The organism is Phaeobacter sp. (genome assembly GCF_022825805.1).
Classification (GTDB): domain Bacteria; phylum Pseudomonadota; class Alphaproteobacteria; order Rhodobacterales; family Rhodobacteraceae; genus Phaeobacter.
The window spans coordinates 14,591-29,799 of record NZ_JAJDWC010000096.1; the positions used below are offsets into that span (position 1 = coordinate 14,591).

A 15,209-nucleotide genomic window follows, 5' to 3' on the forward strand; every position below is an offset into this window, starting at 1 on the left:
ACACATGCCAGACTGAAAACATGTTTACCATCGAACATGAATTTGATGCCTCCGTTATCACATTGGTCGATGATGAGGCGACGCAGTTGATGGAGGATGTTACCATCAACATTTTTGCAGAATGTGTGACGGTCGAGCAGTTTGATCCGCGCACCGACCGTGTGCAGAAGATCACCATGTCCCACAATCAAATCCGCGATCTGGCTGCAGCATTGGACCTGCCCGAAGGGGTCTACCGCTTTAGCCGAGATGACAGCGAGACATAGCCACTGGGAGCGACCGGGAGTGACCTGGAGCGATCCACTGACATAGGGCGACCGCCACAGGATCATCAAGCGACAGGGCCAACAAGCTAGGTGGCCACCAACCGTGCTGCCTTGCCCGAGGCATGGCGCCAGCACCGCAACGAACGTGGGATTTCCGTGGACAGCGATGCGGCCTGCGCGTTATGCGATGGGCAGCCACAATCGGTCACTAGGGAGCTCTCAGCCAGGCTGAGCCTCCGCATCGGCAGCTTCACCGCAGGGGCAGAGTTTTGCATCCCTCTTGAAAAAAGCCCGATTGCCAGCATATTCGCACCATAGATGTAAAAAGGTTTTACATATGCCTGAACGTAACGACGCCGCAATCAGCTTCTTGCAGACCAGACGCTCCCGCCCGGCCAAGACCCTGATTGCGCCTGCCCCAACTCGGGCAGAGTTGATGCCGCTCTTGGAAATGGCGGCGCGAACGCCCGATCACGGAAAACTGGAACCCTGGCGCTTTATCGTGGTGGAAAAAGGCGCAATGATGCGGCTGGCTGATCTCACCAGCGAGGCGGGTGAACGGCTGGGTAAATCCGCGGAAGATATCGCCAAAGCGCGCAGCCAGTTCGAGCTTGGTCAGCTTGCCGTTGTCGTCGTGGAAACACAGAAAGACAGCGCCAAGATCCCGCCCCTGGAGCAAACCTATGCCGCGGGGGCCGTCTGTCTGGCGCTGTTGAACGCAGCACTGGCCTCCGGCTGGGGGGCAAATTGGCTGTCAGGCTGGGCAAGCCATGACCGCGGGTTCTGCCAAGCGGCCTTTGATCTGGCCGACAACGAACGCATCGCCGGGCTGATCCATATCGCCACCGAAAGCAGCGCGCCACCCGACCGGCCCCGCCCAAACCTCGAGGCCATCACAAGCTGGATCGCAGAATGATCTTCAGTGATTTTTTCAAGGCCCTGTCCCAAACCGGGGATCCCCGCTTTCGTCGGGTTTTGTTTCTCGGCTTGGGGTTGACGATTGCGTTGCTGGTCGCGTCCTATGCTGCAGTGCTGGTTTTGGTGCAATGGCTCGTCGGCCCCGACGCGAGCCTGCCGCTGATTGGCCCTGTCACATGGTTGGACGATCTTTTGTCGTTCACATCCGTGCTGTTGATGATGGGGCTATCTGTCTTTTTGATGGTGCCTGTGGCGTCTGCGATCACCTCCCTGTTTCTTGAGGATGTCGCCGATGCGGTCGAGCAGCGCCACTATCCACATCTGCCCGCCGCTCAGAAGACGGCGTTCTGGGACGGGCTGCGGGATACGATCAATTTCCTCGGCGTGCTGTTCCTCGCCAATATTCTGGCATTGGTCCTCTATCTGATTTTTGCACCCTTTGCGGTGTTCATTTTCTGGGGGCTCAATGGTTTTCTTCTGGGGCGCGAGTACTTCACGCTGGTGGCCGCACGCCGCCTTGGCATCGCCGAGGCACGCAAAATGCGGCGCACCCACATCTGGTCGATTTGGGCCGCAGGTGTGTTGATGGCGATGCCCCTGTCCATCCCACTGCTCAATCTGGTGGTTCCCATCCTCGGCGCAGCGACTTTCACGCATCTCTTTCATCGTCTTGCCCAGACAGAGGTCAGAGCGGCCTAGCGCGGCAAACGCAACATTACGGCGACAAAAAAGGCGGGCCACTGACCCGCCTTTTGCATTTCACGTTCTTTGATGAGCATTTGGTCAGTTAAAGACCAAGCCCGTGAAGACCTGGCTCACTCAGGATCAGGGATCCGGTCAAACCAGTCGAAATCATTTACGGTGATCCAGCCATTCAAAATGATGGTCGCCAGGATGGCCCAAATTACCGCTGCAGCGCCGGTGGTGATCCAGGCTTTTTGCTTCAGATAATGGTTTTCAGGCGACCCGGCGTGGGTGCCGGGCACGATCTCGCCTTTGTCCCCTTGGGTTTCCAGACGGATTGGGATCACGATCAGAAAGGTCATGAACCAGATTACCGCGTATAAGACCAAAGCGGATGTCACACCCATTGTCTTGTTCCTCGTGCTTGCAAGAAAAATCCGCGCTTCATGGAGGTGAGGCGCTTTGGCCTAGAGATAGGCTTAAACCTGTTCGAGTTCCACCAGACAGCCGTTGAAATCCTTGGGATGCAGAAACAGGACCGGTTTCCCATGGGCCCCAATCTTCGGCTCACCCGACCCCAGGACCCGCGCACCCTCTGCTTTCAATTTGTCACGCGCGCTCAGGATATCGTCGACCTCATAGCAGATGTGGTGGATGCCCCCGGCCGGGTTTTTCTCCAGGAAGCCAGCAATCGGAGAGTTGTCACCGAGCGGGTACAGCAGTTCGATCTTCGTATTCGGCAACTCAATGAAAACAACGGTTACGCCGTGATCCGGTTCATCCTGCGGTGCGCCGACATTGGCGCCCAAGACTGTCTTATACTGCGCCGATGCGGCATCCAGATCGGGTACGGCAATCGCGACGTGGTTCAAGCGGCCAATCATAGTGTGTCTCCCAAGGTAATTTTCTTTCGCTGCCGCCAGTTTAGCCCCATCGCCCCCCAAAAGTGCAAGTGCGGCATAACGCGCAATCAACCGTCGCGCGCAGCGTTAACCGGCTGTTAGCCTCGTTTTTCTAGCGTGAGTCGTGAACCAGTCAGGAGCACCAGCTATGGACGATTCGGAACTTTTCGCTGCCGCCCACCGCTTGCCAACGACCAAGCGACCACTATTGGGGCTGACTATTCTTGTTGTTGAAGACAGTCGCTACGCCTGTGAGGCCATGCGATTGCTCTGCCTGCGCAGCGGCGCACGCATTCGACGGGCCGACTGCCTGAAATCGGCATACAAACATCTGAAAGTGTATCGCCCCTCTGTGGTGATTGCTGATCTGGGCCTGCCCGATGGATCCGGTGCCGATCTGATCCGCACCATGGCCGAAGCCACCCCGCGGGTGAGCGTGATCCTGGGCACATCTGGCGATATCAACGGCGAAGAGGCGGCGATGGCTGCGGGCGCGGATGGTTTTCTCGCCAAACCCGTGACCTCTCTTGCCAGTTTCCAATCCGCCATCCTGACTCGCCTGCCTGCCGAGCGTCAGCTGTCCGGACCAAAGGCGCTGACCGATGAAACCGTGGAACCGGATCTGCTGGCATTTCAGGATGATATGTCCCACGCCGCTGAGGTTCTGAATGAAGCTGAGGACGGCAAGGCGTTGGATTATCTGGCCCAATTCCTAGGCGGTGTCGCCCGCAGTGTTGGGGACAGCCTGCTGGAGCAAGCGGCCAGCGAATTGGAAACTGCGCGCCGCGACGGCAGCCCCGTGGCCGGTCCATCCGCACGGATTGCCGGTCTGGTGCAGGATCGACTGAAACAGAAAGTTGCCATCTGACATGTTGGAAACCCTCCTGGTCGCCTCTGTGACCCTGGGCATTGCCCTCTATTTGCAAACCTGGGTCACAGCACGGGAAATTCGTCGAAACCGCGACAAAGATGGCCGCGAGGCGATTGTTCTGACACAAGCCTCCCACCGAAAGTGATCCGACCAGGGGCGGTTCCGCTGCTCTCGTGCAGCGGTCGCCCCCGATCAACAGTGGCACATCCATTGTGGCTCATCTTCGGTGATATAGCGCCAATGACACTATGGGGCTTGCACTGGCTTCGCGAACGTTGCAGCTCCGACCTATCGGCAGGGCTATTCGCGGATGATGCCAGGATTACTGTCGAGCTCGACCGCGGGAAACACATGGTCGCGCAGATCAGCCAGGCTGACGCCCATGGTGGCGTGTAACGCCCATCCCATATAGCTGCGCACATCACCTGTCGGCATCAGATCGCGACGATCAAGCAGATCTGCCTCTGCAAGCCCTGGCCACTGGCCAAACACCCGACCTCCCCGAACAGCCCCTCCTGCCAGCATCATCGCACCGCCTGTGCCATGATCTGTGCCGCCCGTGCCATTTTCGCGCACTGTGCGGCCAAACTCGGTCACTGCGATCACAGTGGTCTTGTCCCAGATGCTCGGCCCCAATCCGGCCTGCAGGGCCAGCACACTATCTGCCAACCGCCCCAGACTGCGCGTCAATGTGCGTGCCTGGCGATTGTGGGTATCCCAACCATTGATCGAAAACGCCGCGATACGGCTGTCGCCACGCAGTTGCTGCGCCGCGTAGTCTGCGATCCGCTGATGGGGCGGACGCCGCCCCGCACCACCAGACTGGCCAGTCTGCCCCCCAGAAACACTGCTGGCATCGCGGGTCAGTTCCAGTGCTTCGGCGAGAGCGCCATGAAAAAGGGGATCGCCCTCGGTCATCAAAGCGGCCAGTCGCTCCGCCTGTGGGCTGAGCGCAAGCGCCGCATCGGGTGACCATTGTGACACCGCTGCCGCACCGTGCAGTAGCTTCATATCCTCCTGGCCGATTGCAAACGCAGTGCGCGCCTCGCTGCCCGGCAGGATTTGCAGAAGCCGGTTGAGCCAGCCATCCCGGCTCTGATGAACCCCGGGCGTTCCGGCCTCCAGCACATCCTGCCCATCAAAATGGCTTCGTTTGTTGCGATAGGGCGTCGACACTGCCTGCACAAACGCAAGCTGGTCTGCGTGCCACATCGGCATCAGCCCGGCCAACCCAGGGTGCAATGCGAAATACCCATCCAGATCCAACCCGCCATGATCCGGCCCGCCTGCCAGCCCCGGCCGCAGCGCTGCATAAGCCGGATCGCCATAAGGCTGAATGACATCAAGCGCGTCCATGCCCCCACGCAGGATAATCACCACCAGGCGGGCATCCGACGGCGTGGCAGCGAAACTGACCGGCGTGAGGAGCGGGCTGGCTGCGAGACAACAGCCCAGCGCAGCGCCATCAACCAGGAAGCGGCGACGATTGACACGCGGTGCGGCGGTTGCATTTGGGGTCGCTTTCGGAAAAACCGGCATCTGGCACCTCACCGTCGTTGAAATGTGGGCGACGCCAGCAAAAGGCCCACGCCTTCGCGTCGCGTTTCCGCTGCAGAGACGACAAACCGCAGGCGCCCATCCAATTGCTGGCCCAAAGCCACCTGCGCAGCCTGACCAGGATCGGGAAGCGTGCCCAACAGGTTCTGAGGGGCGTCCATGCACCAGCGAATGCGTGCTGCAAGCGCCTGTGGCGTGATCCAGGCTGCATCCGCCTCTTCCCAGCCATCGGGTCCCGCGGCAAATTCCCACCGTTGCCCCATTGCCTGCATCGGGCGGAGAAACAGGCGGTTGGTGTCCAGTCGGTTCAGTGCAGCAACAGCCCGCCCCTCGGCGTCGAAGGCACGGCAGACCGAGGCCAGATAGGCAAACGGCGGTTTGACATTCGCAAGTTCCGGGTGCCAAGCGGCGGGATGTTCAATCAGGGCAGCATAGACCTGCCGCAAGTCCCCTCCAGTCTTGGCAAAACGCGCCGCAACATGCGCAACCAGTTGCGTGTCCGGCGTGTCAGATACGAAATGCACCGCCAGTTTGCGGGCGATATGCTGGGCGGTTGCCGGGTGACGCGCCAAGTCACGCAGAGCATCCAAGACCGCATCCAGTTCAGGACTGCCTGCGCCGTAGGTTTGCCCCAACACGGTTTCAGGCCCGGGTTCGGCCCAGCCTGGGCGAAAGGTAAAGCCCTCTCGCATCGAATAGCCAAGCCCTGTGAACAGCTCGGCTAGTTGGCGCACATCGGTCTGATCATAAGGCCCATCAACGCCAAGCGTGTGCAGCTCGAGAACTTCGCGCGCCAGGTTTTCATTGAGCCCGATGTCCTGACCACGCCGCTTGGCGACACGGTTGGCGCGCGGACTGTTTGGACCCGTGGACCGATGCTGGTCTAGGTAATGCAACATCAACGGTGCGGTGACTGCCGCAATCAACAAATCCTCAAACCGCCCGCTGATCCGGGGACGCAGTGATGTTTCAACATAAGGGCTGGCGCTGTATCGCAATGCGGGCACTTTGCCCTGCGCGGTGAAATGATCCGCCCAGAACAGCGTCAACCGTTCGCGAAACGGCGTGTCGGTTGTGGCGCATCGCAACAAACGCGCCTGAAACCAACTGGCCCGCAGATCCAGCAGCCGCCCACGCTGCGCCTTGAGGGCACTGTTCTGGGCCTCGAACGCGTCGGTTCCGGCCGCTTTCTGTTGTGCGCGACGCGCTAAGACATACGTACGCGCTTCTTTCAGAGCGACATCAAACCCGGCAATCGGCCAATCCTGTGCTGCCGTATCCGCGGCGGTCAGTCCCGCCAGCATGTCCTCCAGGCCAGAGGGTGGGCGATGGCGCGCAGACAGGCCGCAGCCAAACCGGATTTCTGCCAATTCCCCATCAAACTGCATCACTATTCCCGCCAGCTCCGTCAGGCACAGAGTAAATCAACTAATGACCAGACCACAGGTGATTTTGAACTGATACGCAGAACTTCGCCATGTCCGGCGGAGTTGATCAGGACAGATGATCGGGGCAGATGATCGGGCATAAAAAAACCCGGGCAATTCGCCCGGGCTTCTTTTTGTCGATGTGACAGGGTCACTTATCCTGCGGGATCACCCGAAGGCCCAGCTCCATCAACTGGTCGTTCATCGGCTCAGACGGGGCCGACATCATCAGATCTTCAGCGCGCTGGTTCATCGGGAACATGATGACCTCCCGGATGTTGGCCTCATCTGCCAGCAGCATCACCATGCGGTCGATACCGGCTGCACAACCACCGTGCGGTGGGGCGCCGTATTGGAACGCGTTGACCATGCCGCCAAAGCGCTTTTCGACCTCTTCCTTGCCGTAACCCGCAATTTCGAAGGCTTTGAACATGATTTCCGGGCGGTGGTTCCGGATCGCACCAGAGACCAGCTCGTAGCCGTTGCACGCCAGGTCATACTGGTTGCCGCGCACATCCAGAGAATCGCCATTCAGCGCATCCATACCGCCCTGCGGCATGGAGAACGGGTTGTGCTCAAAATCGATCTTGCCGGATTCTTCGTCTTTTTCGTAGATCGGGAAATCCACGATCCAGGCAAAGGCAAAGCGGTCTTTGTCGATCAGACCCAGCTCTTCGCCGATGACGTTGCGGGCACGGCCTGCAACAGCTTCGAACGATTTCGGCTTACCGCCGAGGAAGAAGGCCGCATCGCCGACGCCCAGACCAAGCTGCTGGCGGATCGCCTCGGTGCGCTCGGGGCCGATGTTCTTGGCCAGGGGCCCTGCTGCTTCCATACCGTCTGCACCGTCGCGCCAGAAGATATAACCCATGCCCGGCAGGCCTTCGCCCTGGGCGAATTTGTTCATCCGGTCGCAGAATTTGCGCGAGCCACCGGTGGGCGCTGGAATGGCGCGGATCTCGGTGCCTTCGTTCTCCAGAAGGTTTGCAAAGATCGCAAAACCCGAACCACGGAAATGATCCGACACGACCTGCATCTTGATCGGGTTGCGCAGGTCAGGCTTGTCGGAGCCATACCACAGCGCTGCATCCTTGTAGGAAATCTGCGGCCAGTCCTGGGCCGCGTCCACCTTGCGGCCTTTGCCGAACTCTTCGAACACGCCTGCAATCACCGGCGCGATGGTGTCAAAGACATCCTGCTGGGTGACAAAGGACATTTCCATGTCGAGCTGGTAGAAATCGGTCGGGGACCGGTCCGCACGGGGGTCTTCGTCGCGGAAGCAAGGCGCGATCTGGAAGTATTTGTCAAAGCCCGACACCATCATCAGCTGTTTGAACTGCTGCGGCGCCTGCGGCAGGGCGTAGAATTTGCCGGGGTGCAGGCGGGACGGCACCAGGAAGTCGCGCGCACCTTCGGGAGACGACGCGGTGATGATCGGGGTCTGGTATTCGTTGAAGCCTTTGTCCCACATGCGTTTGCGGATCGACTGGATCATGTTCGAGCGCAGCAGCATGTTGTTCTGCATCTTCTCGCGACGCAGATCGAGATAGCGATAGCGCAGGCGGGTTTCTTCCGGATACTCCTGCTCACCAAAGACCATCAGCGGCAGTTCTTCGGATTTGCCCAGAACCTCGATGTCGCGGATGAAGACTTCGATCTCGCCGGTTGGGATTTTGGGGTTCACCAGGCTGTCATCGCGCGCCATGACATTGCCGTCGATGCGAATGCACCATTCTGAGCGGACTTTTTCGATCTCCGCAAACACGGGGCTGTCGGGATCCGCCATGACCTGCGTGATGCCATAGTGATCGCGCAGGTCGATAAACAGCAGGCCACCGTGATCGCGCACGCGGTGGACCCAGCCCGACAAACGGACGGTTTCACCAACGTTGGATTTGTTCAGTTCGGCGCAGGTATGGCTGCGATATGCGTGCATGAGGTGACCTTTCATTCTACCGGCACCAAGGCCGGGCGGGCCGTCAATTCGGAGGAGGCGCCAAAACGGCGCGGAATTCATCCGGGGTGGTACACAAGGTTGCAGCCCTCTTGTCAAGCAAACAGGGTGAATTCGCGGCAACGAAGACCGCAAAACAGCTGGGAACCGCCAGATGGCAACAGGTCAGACCAGATGCGCCAGTATCAGACCACGCAGCGAATTGCCCATTTCGATCTTTGCCGCGGCCTCAAGATCTGCAAGACGCAGCACGGCTTCCCGGGCCTGCCCTGCTGCGATGAGCCTGTGCCGCAACACGCCGGGCAGTAGACCCGATGTCAGCGGCGGCGTGAGCACATCCCCGTCGGTGGTGGTGACAAAGATATTCGTGATCGTGCCTTCGCAGATTTCACCCCGTGTGTTGAGGAACAGCTGTTCATCTACGTCCGGCGGCAGGGTCGCACGGGCGTGATCATAGACATGGCGCCGAGTGGTTTTGTGCTGCAGCCAGATGTCATCCGGATCCAGCTGCGTTTCATTGATCCCCAGCCGCCAAAGAGCGGCTGTGTCGCCAAGGGGGGCAGTGTTCAGCGCGCCATTGCCAGCTGCATCCAGCGTCAGGCGACACCGCAGTGGCACAACATCAGACACATCCGCCAACAGCGCATCAATCGCAGCGCTGGAAAACGGAATATCAAATGCTGCCGCGCTGCGGGCCAACCTGGCGACGTGAGTCGAAAGATGGCGAAACCCCTCACCCGGATGCCAGCCCAGGGTTTCGATCAGGCGGAAAGCAGGGTCTTTTGCGATGGCATGACGTCCGCGTAACGGGCTTTCCATAGTGCTTCCTCATACTCGGACTCGGCCGTGCTGTCCCACACGACCCCGCCGCCCACATTCAGGGTTGCGCGCCCCTCTTCCAGCATCAAGGTCCGAATGGAGACGTTGAATTCGCTGGAACCATCTGGCGCGGCCCAACCGATTGTCCCGCAATAGATGTCGCGCGCCCAAGGCTCTAGATCTGACAGGATCTCCATCGCGCGAATTTTGGGCGCACCGGTGATTGAGCCGCAGGGGTAAAGTGCCGCAAAAATATCCGACAACCCCGCATCCTCGCGCAGTTTGGCGCGCACCAGCGACACCATCTGATGCACGGTCGCATAGCTTTCGACGCAAAAGAGTTCGGGCACATGCACAGATCCTGTCTGCGCCACCCGCGAGATATCGTTGCGCAACAGATCGACGATCATCAGATTTTCTGCCCGGTTCTTTTCATCCTGGCGCAGGAAATCGCGGCGCTTTGCGTCCTCGACCGGGTCAACGCTGCGGGGCTGGGTCCCTTTCATGGGGCGGGTTTCAATGGTGCCGTCGGTCTTTGTGCGGAAAAACAGCTCCGGCGACCGCGACAACAGATCCGGCAATCCCGCCTGTTCAACCAAGGCCCCATAGCCCACAGGCTGTTTGGCAACCAAGGCCGCGTAAATATCCGAGGAGGATCCATGAGCCTCTGCATCCATCGGGAAGGTCAGGTTGGCCTGGTAGATATCCCCCTTGCCGATGTTGGTGATCACCTCATCGAACGCATCTGCATAGCGCTGCGCATTCCAACGCGGAGCAAGCGAGCCAAGACCCGCGTCCTCGGAAGCCAGACAGAGCGCGGGGTCATTGTCATCGACACAAGAGGGATCGCTGTAGACCCCAAAACACAACAGCGGCAACCGGCGCGCCTGCGGCAGCCGGTCTGCCAGCTTCGGCTCCAGCACATAGCCCAGTTCGTAGGATGCATAGCCCGCAAGCCAATGCCCTGCCCCGCGCGCTTCGTCCAATGCGGCCAACACCGATGGCACCTGCGCGGGCTCGTCAGCACGCAGGATCTCGATTGGATCTTCAAAACGGGTGTTGGGACCCAATGGCCCCTTGTCAAAGCGAATCCGCACCGGTGATTGCTCCAGTCATTAACATGAAGCCACATATAGCTGTTCGGATAGCGAACTAAAGGGAAGGATGCGGCATTTCCATTTCCAATTCCGATCCCTCTTGAACCTTTCGTCGCTGTCCCTATAACGCAGGACAATTTGGGCGAACGTCTGCGCCCATGACTCGCGCACATCAGAGGAATTTGGGCCATGCCAAAAAGAACCGACATCCAATCGATCATGATCATTGGTGCGGGGCCGATCATTATTGGCCAAGCCTGTGAATTCGACTACTCTGGCGCTCAGGCCTGCAAGGCCCTGCGCGAAGAAGGCTACCGGGTGATCCTGGTGAACTCGAACCCGGCCACCATCATGACCGACCCGGGCCTGGCGGACGCCACCTATATCGAGCCGATCACCCCAGAGGTTGTCGCCAAGATCATCGAAAAAGAACGCCCCGACGCCTTGCTGCCCACCATGGGCGGTCAAACCGGTCTCAACACTGCGCTGGCGCTGGAAGAGATGGGCGTGTTGAAAAAATTCGACGTCGAAATGATCGGCGCAAAGCGTGAAGCCATTGAAATGGCAGAAGATCGCAAGCTGTTCCGCGAGGCGATGGACCGCCTGGGCCTGGAAAATCCGCGCGCAACCATCATCACCGCGCCCAACAAGGCCGATGGATCTGCGGATCTGGATGCCGGTGTTCAGATGGCGCTGGACGAATTGGACGACATCGGCCTGCCCGCCATCATCCGCCCAGCCTTCACCCTCGGTGGAACCGGTGGTGGGGTTGCCTACAACCGCGAAGATTACATCCACTACTGCCGTTCCGGCATGGACGCATCGCCAGTCAATCAGATCCTGGTCGATGAGAGCCTTCTGGGCTGGAAAGAATATGAAATGGAAGTGGTGCGCGACACCGCTGACAACGCGATCATCGTCTGCTCAATCGAGAACGTCGACCCTATGGGCGTTCACACAGGCGATTCGATCACCGTGGCCCCTGCGCTGACGCTGACCGACAAAGAATATCAGATGATGCGCTCTGCCTCGATCGCGGTTTTGCGCGAAATTGGCGTCGAAACTGGCGGCTCCAACGTGCAATGGGCGGTGAACCCAGCAGACGGCCGCATGGTTGTGATCGAAATGAACCCGCGCGTGTCCCGCTCCTCGGCGCTGGCGTCCAAGGCAACAGGCTTCCCGATTGCGAAAATCGCCGCCAAACTGGCCGTCGGTTTCACGCTGGACGAGTTGGACAATGACATCACCGGTGTCACCCCTGCCTCGTTTGAGCCGACCATCGACTATGTCGTCACAAAAATCCCGCGCTTTGCGTTTGAAAAATTCGCAGGATCCGAGCCCTATCTGACCACCGCGATGAAATCTGTTGGCGAGGCCATGGCGATCGGGCGCACGATCCATGAAAGCCTGCAAAAGGCTCTCGCATCGATGGAAACCGGTTTGACCGGATTTGACGAGGTCGCAATCCCGGGCGCGGACGACACTGCCGACGGCAAAGCCGCCGTGATCAAAGCGATCAGCCAGCAAACTCCGGACCGGATGCGCACCATCGCCCAAGCCATGCGCCACGGGCTCAGCGACGATGAAATCCAAGGTGTAACAAAATTCGACCCCTGGTTCCTCGCGCGGATCCGCGAGATCGTGGATGCAGAGGCCGGTGTACAGGCCAATGGTCTGCCGCAAGACGCAGAGGGGCTGCGCGCTCTGAAAATGCTGGGCTTCACCGATGCCCGCCTGGCCAAACTGACAGGACAGAGCGACACCGAGGTGCGCAAAGCCCGTCGTGGTCTCGGCGTGAAAGCGGTGTTCAAACGGATCGACACATGTGCCGCTGAGTTTGAAGCCCAGACGCCCTATATGTATTCGACCTATGAGGCGCCTGCCTTTGGCGATGTGGAATGCGAGGCACGCCCATCGGACAAAAAGAAAGTTGTCATTCTGGGCGGTGGTCCCAACCGGATCGGCCAGGGCATCGAGTTTGACTACTGCTGCTGTCACGCCTGTTTTGCGCTGACCGATGCTGGTTATGAAACCATCATGATCAACTGCAACCCGGAGACGGTCTCTACCGACTATGACACCTCTGACCGGCTCTATTTTGAACCTCTGACCTTTGAACACGTGATGGAGATCCTGACCAAAGAGCAGGAAAATGGCACCCTCCATGGCGTGATCGTGCAGTTCGGTGGTCAGACCCCTCTGAAATTGGCCAATGCGCTGGAAGAGGAAGGCATCCCGATCCTCGGCACCTCACCTGATGCCATCGACCTTGCAGAGGATCGCGAACGGTTCCAGGCGTTGGTCAACCAGCTGGGCCTGAAACAGCCGAAAAACGGGATCGCATCGTCCGACGCGCAAGCCTTGGATATTGCTGAAGAGATTGGCTTCCCGCTAGTGATCCGCCCCTCTTACGTGCTGGGTGGGCGTGCGATGGAAATCGTGCGCGATATGGACCAGTTGAAACGCTACATCGCCGAGGCGGTTGTGGTCTCCGGCGACAGCCCTGTTCTGCTGGACAGCTACCTTGCCGGCGCAGTCGAACTGGACGTGGACGCGCTGTGCGACGGAACTGACGTGCATGTTGCAGGGATCATGCAACACATTGAAGAAGCTGGCGTTCATTCCGGTGACTCCGCCTGTTCGCTGCCGCCCTATTCTCTGTCGAAAGACATCATTGCCGAAATCAAAACGCAGACCAACGCGCTGGCCAAAGCTCTGAATGTTGTGGGGCTGATGAACGTCCAGTTCGCGATCAAAGCGGATGAAACCGGCAAGGATGAGATCTTCCTGATCGAGGTCAACCCACGTGCGTCGCGCACCGTGCCGTTTGTCGCCAAATCCACAGACAGCGCCATCGCCTCCATCGCGGCCCGCATCATGGCTGGTGAACCGCTGTCGGCCTTCCCCAAACGCGCGGCTTACGAGCCGGACGCAGGCTATGACGTCAACACACCGATGGCGGATCCGATGACACTGGCTGATCCGGATATGCCATGGTTCTCGGTCAAAGAGGCTGTGCTGCCCTTTGCCCGCTTCCCGGGCGTCGACATCCTGTTGGGCCCAGAGATGCGGTCCACCGGCGAAGTCATGGGTTGGGACAGATCCTTTGCCCGTGCCTTCCTGAAGGCGCAGATGGGCGCAGGTATGGTTCTGCCCTCAGAAGGACGGGCCTTCATCTCCATCAAGGACGCAGACAAAGGTGCTTTGATGCTGGAGGCCGCCAACTGTCTGGTGGATCAGGGTTTCACACTGGTGGCGACGCGCGGCACGCAATCCTGGCTGGACGGCCATGGCGTGCCATGTGATCTGGTCAACAAGGTCTACGAGGGTCGTCCCCATGTGGTCGACATGCTGAAGGATGGCAATGTCCAGCTGTTGATCAACACCACCGAAGGAGCGCAGGCGGTCGAAGACAGCAAAGAGATGCGGTCAGTCGCGCTCTATGACAAGATCCCTTATTTCACCACCGCAGCCGGTGCCAATGCCGCCGCGCAGGCGATCAAGGCCCAGGCCGAAGGTGAAGTTGAGGTGAAAAGCCTGCAGGGCTGATCCAGCCAATTTGGGTCCAGCGGTATGGTTCCAGCCTGCTGAGTGCAAACCGTCAGAATACACATACCAGCCCCAGAGCCCCGCTCTGGGGCTGTTTGTTCAAAAAGCCGCGGGACGTCTCCCGCGGCTTCTCTGAGCGGCCCCACCTACCCACGGAAACTGTGGGAACCGGAGTTGGAGCACAGGGGCCGGTTCAGCCTGCACGGCGCATGAGCGCCCATAACGATCCATCCAAGGTCGTGGCCAGGGACACGGGCTTTTGCCCCATATGCGCCTTGGCAGAGATGACAGAGACAATTTTTGGCGCCTGCCCCGGCCGGATCCGCAGCACTGGCGAGCCCGAAGCCCCAAACTCCACCTGACAACTGGTGATCAGCGTCTCACTGCGCATGGATAGTATTCGGCAGTCCCGCTCTCGGGCCGGGCGCGTTGCGGCACGCACCGTGTAGGACAGCACGTCGACACTGTCCCCCGGCAAAGGTGCTGCCGCCAAGGCAAAGGGTCGAACCTCGTTCGCCTGGATCGGTTTATCCAATCGCAGAACGGCGATATCGCTGCCAGGTTTGGTCTTGGCCGACCATTTGTGCTGGTAGTCTGGGTGAATTACCGCTTTGACAACGCGGCGTTCGGCCTTGGCACGCCGCCCGTTCAGACCAGCCTGAAACTTGATACTTCGCGGATTGACCGCCCTCCCGTTCTTGGGGTTGTACAGGCAATGTGCCGCCGTCAGCACCAGATTGGGCGCGATCAGACTGCCGGTACACATATTGGTGCCCGATATGTTCAGACGGCCAACCGCCTCCCACCCAGGCACAGCGCTGACACGCGCTGACTGAGCGCTGGCTTGCGTACTGAACAAACAGCCCGCAAGCACTGCAGCAGAGACTGCTGCGGCTATTTTTCTCATAGTCCACTCCACTTGTTCCCACGCTCCCAAGATCGGGGTCAGCTGGGGCTGGAATGGGGCTCAAGGTGGATGCGAGCTGTCAGAAAGACGGGCAGAATGTGACAGGATTAATTTCCCATTATACCGCACTCACCCCAAAACCCGAAATTTTTCGTGTGTTATGACCCTGAAGTTGTCTGAGACCTGATCTCGGAATGTTTTCCACTCTTTGGGGATGGTTTCGCGGAAGAATCTCAGGATCGCATCGGCGAATTGCTT

At 59.3% G+C, this 15,209-nt stretch carries 14 protein-coding genes and 1 pseudogene; 6 read left to right on the plus strand and 9 right to left on the minus strand.

Annotated features, from left to right (window positions below):
• The first annotated feature begins 20 nt into the window (after positions 1–20).
• From Q0C28_RS10775 to Q0C28_RS10785, 3 genes are all read left to right on the plus strand, one after another.
• A complete protein-coding gene (locus Q0C28_RS10775; RefSeq protein WP_293575644.1) occupies positions 21–266 on the plus strand; it encodes a hypothetical protein in 246 nt (81 codons plus the stop codon).
• A 337-nt stretch (positions 267–603) separates the two neighbouring features.
• Positions 604–1,182, plus strand: coding sequence for a nitroreductase family protein (locus tag Q0C28_RS10780; protein WP_293575646.1), 579 nt, complete (start codon positions 604–606; stop codon positions 1,180–1,182).
• Positions 1,179–1,883: an EI24 domain-containing protein gene (locus tag Q0C28_RS10785; protein ID WP_293575648.1), complete on the plus strand. Its 705-nt coding sequence runs from the start codon at positions 1,179–1,181 to the stop codon at positions 1,881–1,883. Before Q0C28_RS10780 ends, Q0C28_RS10785 begins: the two co-directional genes overlap by 4 nt.
• A gap of 116 nt (positions 1,884–1,999) precedes the next feature.
• Here the strand turns inward: Q0C28_RS10785 and Q0C28_RS10790 are convergent, their stop codons facing one another.
• The gene (locus Q0C28_RS10790) at positions 2,000–2,275 is read right to left on the minus strand and encodes a DUF1467 family protein (RefSeq protein ID WP_293575650.1); all 276 of its coding nucleotides are present in this window, start codon (positions 2,273–2,275) and stop codon (positions 2,000–2,002) included.
• Between the two features lie 72 nt (positions 2,276–2,347).
• Positions 2,348–2,752: a methylmalonyl-CoA epimerase gene (gene mce, locus Q0C28_RS10795; RefSeq protein WP_293575652.1), complete on the minus strand. Its 405-nt coding sequence runs from the start codon at positions 2,750–2,752 to the stop codon at positions 2,348–2,350.
• Positions 2,753–2,918: 166 nt separating this feature from the next.
• On the opposite strand from mce, the gene Q0C28_RS10800 reads away from it, so the two are divergent.
• Together Q0C28_RS10800 and Q0C28_RS10805 are read left to right on the plus strand one after the other, a co-directional pair.
• Complete coding sequence (locus tag Q0C28_RS10800) at positions 2,919–3,638, plus strand: response regulator (RefSeq protein WP_293575654.1); 720 nt, start codon at positions 2,919–2,921, stop codon at positions 3,636–3,638.
• A 1-nt stretch (position 3,639) separates the two neighbouring features.
• A complete protein-coding gene (locus Q0C28_RS10805) occupies positions 3,640–3,786 on the plus strand; it encodes a hypothetical protein (protein WP_293575656.1) in 147 nt (48 codons plus the stop codon).
• Positions 3,787–3,941: 155 nt separating this feature from the next.
• Here the strand turns inward: Q0C28_RS10805 and Q0C28_RS10810 are convergent, their stop codons facing one another.
• The 5 genes from Q0C28_RS10810 to Q0C28_RS10830 form a co-directional block, all read right to left on the minus strand.
• A complete protein-coding gene (locus Q0C28_RS10810) occupies positions 3,942–5,180 on the minus strand; it encodes a DUF1501 domain-containing protein (RefSeq protein WP_293575658.1) in 1,239 nt (412 codons plus the stop codon).
• An 8-nt stretch (positions 5,181–5,188) separates the two neighbouring features.
• Positions 5,189–6,586 carry a DUF1800 domain-containing protein gene (locus Q0C28_RS10815; protein WP_293575660.1) on the minus strand — a complete coding sequence of 466 codons (1,398 nt, stop codon included), beginning with the start codon at positions 6,584–6,586 and terminating at the stop codon, positions 5,189–5,191.
• Between the two features lie 190 nt (positions 6,587–6,776).
• Entirely contained in the window at positions 6,777–8,561 is a 1,785-nt protein-coding gene (aspS, locus tag Q0C28_RS10820) for an aspartate--tRNA ligase (RefSeq protein ID WP_293575672.1), read from the minus strand.
• A 183-nt stretch (positions 8,562–8,744) separates the two neighbouring features.
• Positions 8,745–9,398 (minus strand): aminotransferase class IV family protein, encoded by a 654-nt coding sequence (locus Q0C28_RS10825; protein ID WP_293575662.1) that lies wholly within the window; start codon positions 9,396–9,398, stop codon positions 8,745–8,747.
• The gene (locus Q0C28_RS10830) at positions 9,341–10,495 is read right to left on the minus strand and encodes an aminodeoxychorismate synthase component I (protein ID WP_293575664.1); all 1,155 of its coding nucleotides are present in this window, start codon (positions 10,493–10,495) and stop codon (positions 9,341–9,343) included. Before Q0C28_RS10830 ends, Q0C28_RS10825 begins: the two co-directional genes overlap by 58 nt.
• Before the next feature lie 189 nt (positions 10,496–10,684).
• Between Q0C28_RS10830 and carB the strand changes: the two genes are divergently transcribed.
• Positions 10,685–14,044, plus strand: coding sequence for a carbamoyl-phosphate synthase large subunit (gene carB, locus Q0C28_RS10835; protein WP_293575666.1), 3,360 nt, complete (start codon positions 10,685–10,687; stop codon positions 14,042–14,044).
• A gap of 193 nt (positions 14,045–14,237) precedes the next feature.
• Here carB and Q0C28_RS10840 read toward each other — a convergent pair whose 3' ends face one another.
• Positions 14,238–14,951 carry a trypsin-like serine protease gene (locus Q0C28_RS10840; RefSeq protein ID WP_293575668.1) on the minus strand — a complete coding sequence of 238 codons (714 nt, stop codon included), beginning with the start codon at positions 14,949–14,951 and terminating at the stop codon, positions 14,238–14,240.
• A 129-nt stretch (positions 14,952–15,080) separates the two neighbouring features.
• Positions 15,081–15,209 (minus strand): annotated as a pseudogene (locus Q0C28_RS17770) (IS630 family transposase); the annotation flags it as partial.